The organism is Allorhodopirellula solitaria (assembly GCF_007859855.1).
Taxonomy (GTDB): domain Bacteria; phylum Planctomycetota; class Planctomycetia; order Pirellulales; family Pirellulaceae; genus Rhodopirellula; species Rhodopirellula solitaria.
The window spans coordinates 607,948-622,340 of record NZ_SJPK01000004.1 but is presented as its reverse complement, the minus strand read 5'-3'; the positions used below and the strand labels follow the sequence as shown (position 1 = coordinate 622,340).

14 protein-coding genes are annotated in these 14,393 nt (G+C 55.5%); 13 read left to right on the top strand and 1 reads right to left on the bottom strand.

Features of this window, described 5'->3' with window-relative positions:
• Positions 1–184: 184 nt before the first annotated feature.
• From CA85_RS11020 to CA85_RS26120, 13 genes are all read left to right on the top strand, one after another.
• Positions 185–775, top strand: a complete 591-nt coding sequence (locus tag CA85_RS11020) for a hypothetical protein (RefSeq protein ID WP_146391363.1) — start codon at positions 185–187, stop codon at positions 773–775.
• Between the two features lie 96 nt (positions 776–871).
• Positions 872–1,990 carry an AAA family ATPase gene (locus CA85_RS11015; RefSeq protein ID WP_146391362.1) on the top strand — a complete coding sequence of 373 codons (1,119 nt, stop codon included), beginning with the start codon at positions 872–874 and terminating at the stop codon, positions 1,988–1,990.
• A 665-nt stretch (positions 1,991–2,655) separates the two neighbouring features.
• Positions 2,656–3,249 (top strand): superoxide dismutase, encoded by a 594-nt coding sequence (locus tag CA85_RS11010; protein ID WP_146391361.1) that lies wholly within the window; start codon positions 2,656–2,658, stop codon positions 3,247–3,249.
• Positions 3,246–3,722 carry a tetratricopeptide repeat protein gene (locus CA85_RS11005; RefSeq protein WP_146391360.1) on the top strand — a complete coding sequence of 159 codons (477 nt, stop codon included), beginning with the start codon at positions 3,246–3,248 and terminating at the stop codon, positions 3,720–3,722. Before CA85_RS11010 ends, CA85_RS11005 begins: the two co-directional genes overlap by 4 nt.
• A gap of 202 nt (positions 3,723–3,924) precedes the next feature.
• Positions 3,925–4,524, top strand: a complete 600-nt coding sequence (locus CA85_RS11000; protein ID WP_146391359.1) for a sigma-70 family RNA polymerase sigma factor — start codon at positions 3,925–3,927, stop codon at positions 4,522–4,524.
• Between the two features lie 15 nt (positions 4,525–4,539).
• Positions 4,540–4,800: a zf-HC2 domain-containing protein gene (locus CA85_RS10995; RefSeq protein WP_186774870.1), complete on the top strand. Its 261-nt coding sequence runs from the start codon at positions 4,540–4,542 to the stop codon at positions 4,798–4,800.
• A gap of 242 nt (positions 4,801–5,042) precedes the next feature.
• A complete protein-coding gene (locus CA85_RS10990; protein ID WP_246112687.1) occupies positions 5,043–6,194 on the top strand; it encodes a TVP38/TMEM64 family protein in 1,152 nt (383 codons plus the stop codon).
• 73 nt (positions 6,195–6,267) lie between these two features.
• Positions 6,268–7,278 (top strand): hypothetical protein, encoded by a 1,011-nt coding sequence (locus tag CA85_RS10985; RefSeq protein WP_186774869.1) that lies wholly within the window; start codon positions 6,268–6,270, stop codon positions 7,276–7,278.
• A 624-nt stretch (positions 7,279–7,902) separates the two neighbouring features.
• Complete coding sequence (locus tag CA85_RS10975) at positions 7,903–9,435, top strand: mercuric reductase (protein WP_146391356.1); 1,533 nt, start codon at positions 7,903–7,905, stop codon at positions 9,433–9,435.
• A 135-nt stretch (positions 9,436–9,570) separates the two neighbouring features.
• Positions 9,571–10,278 (top strand): hypothetical protein, encoded by a 708-nt coding sequence (locus CA85_RS10970; RefSeq protein ID WP_146391355.1) that lies wholly within the window; start codon positions 9,571–9,573, stop codon positions 10,276–10,278.
• A 126-nt stretch (positions 10,279–10,404) separates the two neighbouring features.
• Positions 10,405–11,526, top strand: coding sequence for an FAD-dependent oxidoreductase (locus tag CA85_RS10965; protein ID WP_146391354.1), 1,122 nt, complete (start codon positions 10,405–10,407; stop codon positions 11,524–11,526).
• Positions 11,527–11,885: 359 nt separating this feature from the next.
• A complete protein-coding gene (locus CA85_RS10960; RefSeq protein ID WP_146391353.1) occupies positions 11,886–13,061 on the top strand; it encodes a methyltransferase domain-containing protein in 1,176 nt (391 codons plus the stop codon).
• A gap of 139 nt (positions 13,062–13,200) precedes the next feature.
• Positions 13,201–13,440 (top strand): IS4/Tn5 family transposase DNA-binding protein, encoded by a 240-nt coding sequence (locus CA85_RS26120; protein WP_146391352.1) that lies wholly within the window; start codon positions 13,201–13,203, stop codon positions 13,438–13,440.
• A 155-nt stretch (positions 13,441–13,595) separates the two neighbouring features.
• On the opposite strand, the gene CA85_RS10950 is transcribed toward CA85_RS26120, so the two are convergent.
• On the bottom strand, positions 13,596–14,378 hold the full coding sequence (locus CA85_RS10950) for a transposase (protein WP_146391351.1): 783 nt from the start codon (positions 14,376–14,378) through the stop codon (positions 13,596–13,598).
• Between the last annotated feature and the right edge of the window lie 15 nt (positions 14,379–14,393).

The following is a 14,393-nucleotide window of genomic DNA, read 5'->3' as shown; positions in this document are numbered from 1 at the left end:
GTACTGCTCGATGAAGTTCTTCCTCTCCGCCACAGTCCCTGCTCAGAATCCGGCGAGAACCTGCCGCCGAAGAAGCCTTGCTCTCATTCAGTTTGAGGTTTTGACCAGACGTGTCACGCCGTGTCCTATACTAGATCATCGACCTTTCCAGCTACCAAACCTCCACCAGTGATCGGAATGCCCGATGTGGCTCCAAACGCAAACTATCCATCACCCCAAGCCTGACGATCCCCAGCAAAACATCGACAACCATATTGTCGAGGTCGTTTTCGGTACCGAGGACGACGCGGAAGTGGTCGCCGGCCGCCTTGCGATCGACTATTTGGATTGGACGCGAACCAAGTTTAGCAGTGGCGACATCCTTCAGATCGCTGACGCGGATTCGGGCGGATGGGAAGGTCTTTGCGCCGTAACGTTGGATCTCCACCAAAGCGAACCCAAGATTCGAGATGACTTCGATGTACAGGACTGCGTTCACGGTTTCGGATTTATCTACGAAGCCTGTTTCCACTCTTCGCTACGACCGTTGCAGCCGTTCATCATCGACGCCGTCTGCCGGATGTTTCCCAAAGAATCACTGATCTTCACACTGGATGATTGCACCGACCTATCGCCCACTGAACGCGCAGAACTGGGGTTCCGCAGGGTCGCCACGACGAACTATCAATTTCGGCCCAACATGCTGAGAACGGAATATGATCCTTCGTCGGACGAACCGGATTCCGTCACGGTCCCTGAAGATGCGGAGGACTATCTCGACGAATATTGGTTGTGATGATCACGCTGCCGAGACGACTGCGTTGTCGCCTTGGTCGCGGAGTCGCCGCGAAGAAAACCGTGTTCATCGATTTGAAGAGCAGTCTCTCGCCAAATGATCGATCGCATCGCCATTTCCGGATATCGATCCATTCGTTCGATCATTCTGCAGCTTGGACAACTCAATGTGGTAACCGGCGCGAACGGGTCAGGAAAGTCGAACCTGTATCGAGCTTTACGCCTGATCGCAGATGCCGCTGAAGGACGACTGGCCGAATCGCTCGCTCGGGAAGGCGGTTTTGGTTCGGTGCGATGGGCGGGCCCCAAGAAGAGCGGAAAGGAGCCCGTCAGTCTCAGGCTGGGACTGACGGCCGATCCGCTGAGTTATTGCCTCGACCTCGGTCTTCCACCGCCGAGTGAGTCAATGTTTCGCGGTGACCCTGAGTTGAAACGCGAGTGTTTGTGGCGCGGCATCGGTCTGGAAGCCAAGAATCTTTGTGCCGACCGCCGCGTAGCAACGCTGCGGTGCCGCGGCGAGCGAGGAAAGTGGCAAGACATCCATGTCGCTCTACCGCGTCAGGCCAGCATGCTCTCGGAATACGCCGATCCGATCGCCGCCCCAGAGCTGATCATCATGCGTGAGACACTTCGCAGCTGGCGCTTCTATGACACCTTCGGAGTCGATGCGAACTCGCCAGCACGTCGGCCCTGCGTCGCAACTTTTACCCCGATCATGTCGGGCGATGGTGCAGATTTAGCTGCTGCGATTCAAACGATTCGTGAGATTGGCGACCGAAGTGGACTCGCCCAAGCGATTGAGGATGCCTTTCCAGGATCGCGCATCGATGTCGCCGCAACTGACGCTGGCCTGCAATTGATGTTCGAGCAGTCTGGAATGAGACGCTATTTATCAGCGAGTGAACTTTCCGACGGAACACTGCGTTTTCTTTTGCTGGTGGCGGCCTTGATGACCCCGCGTCCCCCCGAACTGATGGTGCTCAATGAACCCGAGAATAGTTTGCATCCTGATCTGATCCCCGCACTCGCTCGGCTCATCACGCTGGCGGCCGAAAACAGCCAAATCATCGTCGTCAGTCACAATCAAAGACTGGTCGATGCGTTAAAAGCAGACGACGTCTGCGTTTCCATCCGGCTGGAAAAAGAAGATGGCGAAACGGTATTGAAAGATGCCGACCTGCTCAGTCAGTACGGCTGGAAGTGGCCGAGTCGATAAACGTCGCGCCGAAGCGAACCTCCTTGCGCAGGTTCATCCGACGGAAGCGTGCGCAGAGCACAGCGGAAGGTTTTTTGAGGCATGGCTCGAGTATCCAATGATCGTTCAAAAATGCGTCCCTGACGAACAAACGCTCGCCAGGGACCGACAACACCATTGGCGTACCGCTTTTGCAGGGAAACGCTGGCGACCGAGCTATCTCTTGCCAAGCCAGCACCTCTGCAGAGCTCGGCTCCGTTTCTCCCGGCAGGGCCAGTCTAACATTGATAATCACATCCCACAAATAAATCCTTGGATACTGGAGCCATGCCTTGAAAACCTCGGGCGCTCGCTTCCGTCGGATGAGCCGTTAAGAATCACGATCGCTGCCATGCCGAGGGTCAATAGCTCAATGGCGTGAATCGAAATCCACTTGGCGGCCAAGCAGACCAGAGGCATCGCGGCCATCTTCAGTCCCAATGTGCGACGGATGTTGGATCACGCAGGTCACCACAAGTAGCACACGCTACACTTGACGCGACTGTAGCTACAGCTACACTTTGGAGGAGACGTGTCCCAAGAGACCCATTGGATTCGCCGGGGAGGAATTTCACGATCATTCCTCGCAGGCAGTCCGGATCGTTGTCGCGCTTCATTTACCAGCACAATCTAAGAGTCAAAATAGCATGCCCGCATTCCAACAGCCGCCACTTCCCTACGCGATGGACGCTCTGAAAGGGTACATCTCCGAGGAGCAGATGAGTTACCATTACGAAAAACACCATGCCAGTTATTTCACGAAACTGAACAAGATACTGGAGGACGATCCACTCTCGGAGGAATCTCTCGAGGACGTCGTGATTGCTAGCAGTGGCGGCACTTTTAACAATGCGGCGCAGGCATGGAATCACGCATTCTTCTGGAACTGTATGACACCGTCTGCTTCGCAGGGTCCGTCTGGACCGCTTGCCGACTTGATCGACCGGGATTTTCGCGACTTTGATTCGTTCAAGCGACAGTTCTCGGCCGCGGCAACGACACTGTTTGGTGCCGGGTGGGCTTGGCTGGCGATTGACCCGACTGGCAAGTTATCGATCTTGCCGCTGGGCAATGCGGACACGCCGCTGAAGCACAACCAAACCCCGCTGCTTACCTTGGATGTCTGGGAGCATGCATACTACGTCGACTATCGGAACGAACGACCGAAATTTGTTGACGGTTTCTGGGACGTTACAAATTGGGATTTCGTCGCGGAGCGATTGGCCGGAGCAGTCGCATGAGCACGCACCCACGGCGCGAAGTCAACGCGGTCATGCGTCGCGTTGCGAACCATTTTCGCCGCGAGAGCTACTCATCGGCACTCCGTGAGATGCATTCACTCGACATGCAAAACCGGCGAACGTCCGAGATCATGTACTGCGAAGCCACGGCATTGATGCATTTGAACCGGTGGCCGGAGGCGCTCGATTTGCTAGACCGATTGGCAGATGACGACCCGAGCCGCGAAGTGGTACTGTTGGACTTGGCGACGTGCCTGATCGAAATGGAACGCGACCGAGAGGCATTGAATATTCTGGCAGTCAACCAGGAAAATTTGTGCGAACTCGCAGCGTACCATGTGTTGCTCGCTCGCGTTGCAGCACGACATTGGAAGATCGCCCAAGCCTTGCAGCTAGTCCGGAAAGCGATCGACATCAATCCGAATGCTCGGCGCCTGATCGACAAAATCCCGGACCTAAAAGCGGTACTCTAGCGAATCTCTTTCGAATCGCTCGATCTGCCCTGTAGTCGGCTAGGTGATTCCAAACAATTCCACCACAGCGATGTGGTCGTCCCGTTCACGCTCAGAGATCATTGGAGGTACGCCGATCGGCCCCGATTGTGAGATGACTCACAATCGCTGAAGCGAGTTCTGGTAGACTCAACGGCACCTCTTTCTGTGCGTCTGGAACTGAATGGAACGATCCGAATTGACCAAGGCCGACCAGAACCGCGACCCCGCGACTTGGGTAGACACCTATGGCGACGCTCTTTTTCGCTATGCTCTCTCGCGGCTGCGCAAACCGGAATCTGCCGAGGAAGTGGTGCAGCAGACTTTTTTGGCCGGCATCCAGCATCGACACCAGTTCTCCGGTGCTGGCTCGCAGCAAGGCTGGCTGATGGGTATTTTGAAGCGCAAAATCATCGACTTTGTCCGGCAACGTGATCGATCGGCCCAACCGGCGGCGCGGGCGGAAACGCTGGATACACGGGATTCACTGGACTCGTTTTTCGACAGTAGCGGCAAATGGAAGCAGAACGTTCGCGAAACGCTGCTGGAACCACTGGATTCAGTCGACCGCCAGGAGTTTTGGCCTATCTTTCACGCCTGTTTGAAATCTCTGCCCGAGCGGCAGTCGAGCGCGTTCATGCTTCGAGAAATGGAGGATCTGGACTCGGGCGAAATTTGTAAGGAGTTGGAGATCAGTGCGTCTAATTTGTGGGTGCTTCTGCATCGTGCACGCCTCAGTCTCGCCAACTGCATGAAACGGCATTGGCTCCAGGAAAAAGCATAACCGGACTACGCCGTCATGTTGTCATGCAAAGAAATTACCAAGCTCGTGTCCAAGTCGCTCGACCGTCCCTTGCCGCCAAGCAAGCGGATTATCGTTTGGATGCACTTGCAGATGTGTCGGCTTTGCTCTGCGTTTCGTCGTGATCAGATTCTGCTCAAAGAACGAATCGCGCAGGAGGTGAGTCGCGAGTCTGGTAAAGAAATGCCCCAAGAGGTGACGTTGTCCGCCGCCGCGAAGCAGAGAATTACGAAAGCGATGGACTCACAGGGTTCGTGAAGTCGGCTTAGGCGGTTCCCAATGGATGGTCCAGACGGGATGATCGTCTGCATTCTGTCTGCTCTCCTGGCAACATTTGATTCTGGTAACGTTGACACTGCTGAGCATGAGCAACGATTCAATCGAGTCGCAGCATCTGTTCAGTATTGGCCTGACCAACACCGTCGTTTCCATTACATCGACGTATTCAAGTGTCACTGCGTTAGAAAGTTCTGTAAGGACAACGCGACGTCAGCGTCATCTTGATACGACAACAAGACGGTGGCTCCCAAGCTGCCAATCCCCGCAATCCAAAGGCTACCGGCGTGGAAACAATCGACGACCCGATCAGCTCGCCGGCCAGTGACGCCGCCGGGCAGCGAACGCAACGACGCAGCGACCCAGGTCCCAACAGAGCTTTATCGGTCATCCGCTGGGTGTCGATCTTGTGCATTCTAGCTGCACTCTTGGCGATCATCGGTTCGCTGCCGTTTGACCAAGCCATGTCAGCGGCGAAGGATTGGATTGGTGGACTGGGGTATTGGGGACCAGTTGTTCTGGTGCTGCTGTACATCGTGGCGACCGTCTTGTTTGTCCCGGGAACCATTCTCACGCTTGTCGCTGGAGCCATATTTGGTCTCGGACTCGGTACGGTAATCGTTTCAGCCGGATCGACAATCGGCGCGTCGCTCGCGTTCTTGATCGCACGCTACGCGGCCAGAGACAAGGTCGCGGCGATGGCGAAGAGAAATCGGCGATTCGGCGCGATCGACCGCGCGATCGCGGAGGGTGGGTGGAAAATCGTCGGGCTATTGCGACTGTCACCCGCTATCCCGTTCAACGTGCAAAACTATCTTTACGGCCTGACGCCCGTGCGATTTTGGCCCTACGCATTGACCAGTTGGATAGCGATGCTTCCGGGTACGTTTCTATACGTTTACCTCGGTCACGTCACCGGTGTAGCGGTCGGCGCCGATCGCCAACGTTCGACTGCGGAGTGGGCGATGCTTGCGGTCGGTTTAGTGGCAACGGTTATCGTGACTGTTTACGTAACACGCTTGGCGGGGCGGAAACTCAACGAACAAGTCGATGAACCATCGCAGAGCAATGAGACCTCTGCGGCTTCCCAAGAGCCCGCGCCCCAATCGAGCGTTCGCGGGACGCTGTTGCTTGCCGGCCTAGCGGTTGCCGCTGTCGCCGCAGCAGTCTTTGTCTCTCTGCGTGCAGAGCAAATTGAGCGGTCGCTCACCAGCACGTTTGAGCCTCCGAAAGTCGCCATGAAGAAGACCGACGCGGCCATTCCCGCTGGCCCGTCCGTCGATCACACGGCACTCCGTTGCGAACCGGCGATTCCACGGCAGCGGCTGACTGACGGTATCATGGTCTCGTTGGTCATCTTATGCCAAAGTGCCTGAGCTTCCCTGAATTCACTAGATGGGAAGCTGCTTAAAACTCTCCGCAACTTGAATTGTCCATGAGGCTCAATCCGTGAATCGACTATGTTTCTCTATTATGGCCGGAACCGCTGTACTGCTCGGCATGATTGGGGTAGCTCAGCCAATTGCCGATGCTCAGCAACCGGACACTACGTCCGTGCAGCCTTCGTTTACCCAAGGCGAGGCTCAGTCGGGCATCACCATGCTCTACCAATGGAAGGGGAACAACCCACGCACGGCCAACGTTGGAACAATCACGTCCCCAGACGGCAGGGAGTGGATGGTGCCAGCCAAGACGCATTTCCAAACCGCCATGAAAGCCCCCGACTTGTACAACGAAGCAAACGGAGTCGAACCAACCGGAATTGCCGACGTGGATCTGGAGTCGATTCCGGTGATTGATGCTGGCGGAGACGAGCTTTTTGCAGCCTACGTTTTCGGCGACAACTACTTCGAGATCTACGTGAACGGCGAACTGTTGGCAATCGACCCTGTCCCGATGACACCGTTCAACAGTAGCGTGATCCGGTTCAGAGCGCAGCGTCCGTTGACAATCGCAATCATGGGGGTCGATTGGGAAGAACGTCTGGGGTTGGGGTTCGAAAAGTTCAAAGGTGCGTCCTTTCACCAAGGTGACGCCGGTTTGGTTGCGGTTGTGAAAGACGCTGCTGGCGAGACCATTGCCGTGACGGACGCCAGCTGGAAGGCACAAACGTTCTACACCGCGCCTCTGAAAACAAAGGATTGCCTGGTACTGAAAGGATCTCTCCGAGACAGTTCGAGATGTAGCACCGACGACGTTGACGACGGCACCACTCACTTCGCTGCCCACTGGCCAATTCCTAAAAATTGGGCCGCGGTCGACTTTGACGATAGCGGTTGGCCGAACGCGGCGATCTTTACGAACGAATTTGTCGGCGTTGATAATAAACCCGCCTACACAAACTTCACCGACTTGTTCGACGATCCGAAAGCGGATGGGAAGTTTATCTGGTCATCGAGTCTTGTACACGACAACCTAGTTTTGATGAGAAAGACGATTGGAGATCGGCACAATGAGTAGGTAGCTTGGAGCCCGAGAACAGAATCTGTCAATTATGGTTCATCCGACGGAAGCGTGCGCAGAGCACAGCGGAAGTTTTTTTGAGGCATGGCTCTCGTATCCAATGATCGTTCAAAAATGCGTCCCTGACGAACAAACGCTCGCCAGGGACCGACAACACCATTGCCGTACCGCTTTTGCAGGGAAACGCTGGCGACCGAGATATCCCTTGCCAAGCCAGCACCTCTGCAGAGCTCGGCTCCGTTTCTCCCGGCAGTGCCAGTCTAACATTGATAATCACATCCCAAAAATAAATCCTTCGATACTGGAGCCATGCCTTGAAAACCTCGGGCGCACGCTTCCGTCGGATCAGCCTCAATTATTCCCAACGCGTTTCTGTCGCGGTTAAGTATCTGCACACCATCCTGTGTGGCGTCCACGATCGAAGGCTCGAGCAGTCCCTGATGGAAAGATTCGCCGCCGACGACGGTGAATCAAACAGCGTTGGTCTCCCTCGGGGTGTTTTCACTGGCGGGTCGATTCGGCAACCAGTTTTCCGGCGCGTCAGCGCTGAGTCGGTATCACGCACGTTCACCATCGATAACAGCAAACTACCCAACAACCGCCCGCTCAAATTGATATTCAATGACATCTGATCTCATCCAGCTCCAGCCCAACGACGAACACAACCAAACTCTTGAAGCGAACGTGCATCCGCCCGAGTGGACCAATCCAACACCGAGGCGTCCCTACCACCTGGTCGTGATTGGAGCTGGTACAGCAGGGTTGGTTGCCGCCGCGGGCGCAGCGGGTCTGGGAGCACGCGTCGCGTTGATCGAACGAGAACTAATGGGCGGCGATTGTCTGAACGTCGGTTGTGTCCCTTCCAAGGGGATCATCAGTGCTGCTCGCGTGGCCGCGAACGCGAAGAAAGCGAGTGAGTTCGGAGTCAACGTGCCGGATGTGGATGTCGACTTTGCTTCCGTGATGCAGCGAATGAGGAAACTGCGTGCGGGTATCAGCGATAACGATTCAGCAACTCGATTTCGTAACTTGGGCGTCGACGTGTATTTTGGACAAGCAAGCTTCGTCGATTCGAGCACCATCGAGGTCGATGGAACGAAGCTCGACTTCAAACGAGCCGTGATCGCCTCCGGCGCTCGCGCAGCTGCGCCTCCAATCGACGGGCTCGATGACGTCGACTACTTAACCAATGAGTCCGTGTTTTCGCTCACCGAGTTACCTCAGCGACTCGGTGTGATTGGCGCCGGTCCGATCGGTTGTGAAATGGCGCAGTCGTTCGCTCAGCTTGGCAGCGAAGTTTTGTTGGTCGAATCGGAGCACGGGATCATGCCTCGCGAAGATCGTGAAGCGGCCGAGCTTGTCCAAAACGCGATGGTACGCGATGGAGTCAAATTGCTTTGTTGTGGTCGCAAACTCAAGATTCACAGCCGGGGGGGGATTCGCCTGACAGTTGATTCGCACGGCCAAAGCTACGACGAACCCGTCGACCAATTGCTAGTGGCGGTCGGCAGAGCACCGAACGTTGAAAATCTCAACCTGGACGCCGTCGGAGTCGACTTTGATAAGAAGGGTGTGAAGGTCAACGATCATTTACTAACGACCAATCCGAATATTTATGCGGCGGGTGACATCTGTTCGAAATTCCAATTCACTCATACAGCGGATTTCCAAGCTCGCATCGTGATCCAGAATGCTCTGTTCGCCCTCGGTCCGTTTGGCAAGAAAAAAGCCAGTGAACTGGTGATCCCGTGGGCAACGTTTACCTCTCCTGAGATCGCGCACGTTGGTATGTATGGAAGTGACGCGAAAGACGCCGGGATCGAAATCGACACTTACGTCCAGCAATTAGCCGAGGTCGATCGTGCGATCCTTGAAGGGAAAGACGAAGGCTTCGTCAAGGTTCACACGAAACAAGGAACCGATACGATCGTTGGTGCGACGATTGTCGCCGAGAACGCGGGTGACATGATTTCCGAACTGACCCTCGCGATCACGGGTGGCCTGGGGCTATCAAAAATCGGCGGCGCCATTCACCCCTATCCAACTCAGGCCGAAGCAATCCGCAAGCTAGGTGACCAGTTTAGCCGCACGAGGTTAACACCGTTTAGCAAAAAGCTGCTCGGCATGTTGCAACGCCTCAACGTCGGGTCGTAGCCTAGGCTTCCAGCCTGGGTATCAAAGTGGGGGCGTAGCCTAGGCTTCCAGCCTGGGTACTCGAAATTTGATACAATCAATCGCTTCTGGCGAAACAAAGATCAAGACCCAGGCTACATTGGCGGAGCGTCTGACATGCTAGGCATCTTTCGGCGACGCAATTTACCTCATTGGGATGTTCCCGGTCATCCCGTATTCATCACAGGATGCTTGAAAGGTTGTTTCTCCGCCATCGGACTGAAGCAGATTGACCAGTGCCGCGAGAAACTAGATCGTCGCCCCAAACCCGGAAAGTTCTCTGCAGACCAGTGGGAACACCACAAGCAAAAGCTGTTCTTTTCCTTCGTCGACAGCCTCCTTGATCATCACTCGCCCGTACATCATCTCACCGATGAGGAACAAGCGAAGATCGTCGTCAATGCATTCCTCCACTTCGCGGACGAACGCTACAAATTGCTGGCGTTCGTCGTCATGCCTAGCCATCATCATTGGCTCTTCCGTATCAACGAGGACTGGGCGGACACAGAAATACAGCGGCTACGACGACTGGGTAAGAAAGATCGCACACCGCGCGAGATCATCTCTCACAGCATCCAGAGTTTTACCGCGACGATGTGCAATCGCTCGCGTGGTGTGGAAGACACATATTGGCAGCAGGAGACCTTCGATCACTGGGCACGCACGGAAATCGAAGCGATTCGTATCATCCGCTATATTGAAAACAATCCAGTCAAAGCAGGCTTGTGCGCTGCGGCGGAAGACTACCGTTGGTCATCCGCTAGAATTCGCACCGATCTGAAGATCGAGGAGTCTCAACCCATTCCGAAGATCGTGCTCCCGTAGCCTAGGCTTCCAGCCTGGGTTCCGTAGCTTCCAGCCTGATTTGTCCTGTGGTCCCCGTCCCAGGCTAGAAGCCTCGGCTACGAAACCTCAACCCAGGCTAGAAGCCCAGGCTACGAAGGCAGTCTATTGAAAACAAATTCCATTGTGCTACTAGGCATTGGCCATACAAATGCTGAAATCCTCAATCTCTGGGTTGATTCCCCGATTCCGAATTGTCGCTTGGTCTGCATCTCGAAGTTTCCGACAGCAACCTATTCGGGCATGTTGCCTGGAACTCTTGCGAACCAGTTTTCGCGTGAAAGCATGGAGATTGAACTGGCCCCGCTGGTTGCGCGAGCCGGAGCGGAATTGATCTTGGACGAAGTCGTCGGACTCGATGCCCAATCGAATACGATTCACTTCGCTGCTAGAGCACCGCTTACTTTCAACGCGCTATCGGTGGGTATCGGTTCCGTCCCCGCCGGGTGGGAGCATTTTGATTCATCCAACTTGCTCCCGATCAAACCGATGCAAACGTTCATCGAACGACTCGATGAACGATTCGAGCGATGCTGGAATGCGGGGGACGAACCACCTAAAATCGCAGTTGTTGGCGGCGGTGCGGCTGGGGTGGAAATTGCATTCTGCGTCCGCGCCCGGCTCGCTCAGTTTTTCCCGAAGAACCCTCCGTCGGTCCACATCGTCAGCGCCAGCGACGAGATTGCGGGAGGCATGAATCGCCGAAGTATCCGTAAGTTGCGTCGCGAACTGTCGAGGCAATCGATTGGTGTCACCACCGGGTTTCGAGTAACGGAGGTAGGCGAGAATGCGGTCGCCGACCAGAACGGACGCATGCTCGCTGCCGACGTGGTCCTTTGGGCAACCGACGCAGTCGCTCCCCCCCTGCTCGGCAAGCTAAATTTGCCGACTGACAAACGTGGTTTCCTTGCGACCGAAGCGACACTTCGCACGACGGCAGGACACCCCATTTTTGCTGTCGGTGACTCCGGCACCATTCTCGCCAACCCTTCTCCCAAAGCAGGTGTCTACGCTGTTCGCCAAGCCCCAGTCCTATGGCACAACCTGCGCGCGTTGATCGACGGCAGCCCGATGATCGATTTCGATCCGCAGCAAGACTTCCTGAAGATTCTCAACACGGGTCAGGGTCGCGCTTTGCTACAATACAAAATACTCTCCTTCCATGCGGGTTGGTGCTGGAAGCTCAAAGTGCGAATCGATGAAGGCTTCGTCAGCAAGTACCGCGTTTAGGAAGAGACCGGACCAGTCGATCGAATCGTCGGTGCTGAAAAATCGTCAACCTGGCGTCGGTGCTGGCGGGTCGGCGACGCGTGCGACGCCACCTGGTGGTCCCGGCACACGTTGAGCGATCGAGGAAGGGACGAGATGACGCTTTCGCAGTCGGCTTGTCCGCTGAGGAATGTCGCACCATTGGTTAGTCTGCGATACATTAGAAACACATTGCATCACGTCGCAGTGGAACGCGGGGACGGCGAAAAACTTTTCTTGAATTTTGTAAGGATCGCGTAGGTTAACCGTCTTCTCCTGCGAACTGCCTCGCCTTGCTCCGTGCGGCAAACACTACTCGCATCCGAAAGGAAGTCGGTTTTATGAAAACAGTCTCGTCCAGCGATCAGCAAGTCGCTGAGTCCTCGGTCTACCAGCGATACGCCGCCGCCGCACAAGCAGTCGAACCTGCGCTGTGTTGCCCAGTCGAGTACTCAACCGATTTGCTCAAGGCGATCCCGGACGAAATCATCGAGCGTGACTATGGCTGCGGCGATCCCACGCCTTACGTTCGCCCCGGAGAAACCGTGCTGGATCTAGGCAGCGGCGGCGGCAAGTTGTGTTACATCGCCGCTCAGGTCGTTGGTGCTCAAGGCCGCGTGATCGGTGTCGACTGCAACCGTGAAATGCTGGGGCTCGCTCGAAAGCACGCGCCAGCAGTGGCGGAAAAACTCGGCTATGCGAACGTGGACTTTCGGTATGGTCTGATCCAGGATTTGGCTCTCGATCTGGACCAACTCGCTGGCGAGTTGTCAGCACACCCGGTAAACGATCCCGCAGCGTACCTGGCTCTTCGCCATACCGAGGAACGGTTGCGCCGCGAGCAACCACTGGTCGCTGACGAATCCGTCGACTGTGTATTGTCCAACTGCGTGCTGAATCTGGTCCGTCAGCAGGATCGCCGGATCTTGTTCGCTGAGATCTTTCGTGTCTTGCGTCGCGGTGGCCGTGCGGCGATTAGTGATATCGTGAGCGACGAGAGCGTTCCTGAGCGACTGCAACAAGACCCGGAGCTTTGGTCGGGCTGCATCACAGGAGCATTTCGCGAAGATGAGTTTCTCAGCGCATTCGAGGACGCTGGGTTTCACGGAATCGAGGTTGTCAAACGACAAGCTGAGCCGTGGCGGACTGTCGAGGGAATCGAATTTCGCAGTGTGACCGTTGTCGCACACAAAGGAAAGCAAGGTCCATGCCTGGAACGCGGGCAAGCAGTGTCATATCGTGGCCCATTCAAGAGGGTCCAGGATGACGACGGTCACACGTATTTTCGTGGCGAGCGGATGGCAGTTTGCGACAAGACGTTCAAGCTGCTTCAGCAAGAACCGTACACGAACATGTTTGACGCGATTGAGCCTCGCGAGGTTGTACCATCGGAAGACGCGAAGGCGTTTGATTGCCGACGCAGCACGCGGCGTCATCCGCGCGAAACGAAAGGGCTGGAATATCACGCGACCACCGAATCGGCGGACGACTGTCGTGACGAAGGTCCGTGCTGCTAGATCCTCGTCCAGGCTTCCCGCCCCGTTTTATTCATCTATTCGATTGCCCCAGGCCAGAAGCCTCTTTATCCTACACATCTTTTCGGGTAGATACACAGGCACATAAAGGATCTCAGTGTGCTCAGGGAGGGCTGCGGCGATGGAATGGATTGAATCGGAGTTCGCTTGGCTTGAATTAGGCGACCTGAGACGAGAAAAACGCGTTAAAACGATTGTCGAGCAGTTTTCGAGAATCGCTGAGGCAGCTTCTCGCTGTCAAGAAGCGTCGAGGCCCTCAATCGATCGGCGACTTGCTGATCGGCTTACTAATTCGTCTTGGAGTGAACCAGGAAAACACTGTAGAATCGAAACCGTCCGAAGCTCTGAAGCCTTAGGCTGAATTGTCGTGCTGCCAAGCACACTAACAACGTCGTCGCATGCCGAGGGTATCGGTGGAGCGTAGCTCTGCTGAGCAAGCCCGTGCTTGAGTGAGATGCTCTGTTAGCGGTTCAAACGCCGGATGAGACAGTGTGGGGCTCTCAGAGCTTCGGATATCTACCAGGGTGGCGAGACTGAACCACCAAAGCTAACCGAGCCGTGCTGGCTGGCCGACAAACAGTGGACTTTGAGTGTCGAAAAAGCTACCCTATTGGTGGTGCCGCTGAGCGTACGCGCGCACTGCAAATTTTCGTTCTGGATATGACAGTACTCAAAAAAACTTCCGCTGTGCTCTGCGCACGCTTCCGCCGGATGAACCCAAAATAAGATTCTCAGGTGGTAGTTCTTGAACGAACGAAACCGCCGGACGGCGGATTTGATCGACTGAATTTTGCTGTTGAATCCTTCTGAAAGAGCATTTGTGACGCCGTGATTGAAGTAGCTTATCAGGCCCGGACAATGCCCCTTGAGCATCCTGGCGACCTTCTTGATCGATTCCAAGCGACTGCGAACTGCCCAACCGTACCAGCCATCAAAGAAACGCTGCCCAGCAGCCGCGTTGCCACAGTCCCAGAAGTGTCGAAAGTTCTCCTTCAGAGCCCAGGCTCGTCTCGTGCGCAGGTCGCTCTTCTGCAAGATAGGAAGCTCGATTTGCTGGTCCTCACTCAGGTTCTCTTCATTGTAAAGAAGCATCTGGCGAAGCCCTGTTAGGCGCTCGTCGCCCTCGGCTTTGAGTTCTCGCTCTTCTCGACGGCGCACCTTGTCGACCGCTACGCCGAGATACTTGCTGACGTGAAATTGGAACGGGAAAAGGGGAAGGAACGGGAAAAGGGGAAGGAGCGGAAAAAGGGGAAGGAGCGGGAAAAGGGGAAGGAGCGGGAAAAGGGGAAGGGGGTCGATTAAGCGACTGCAGTC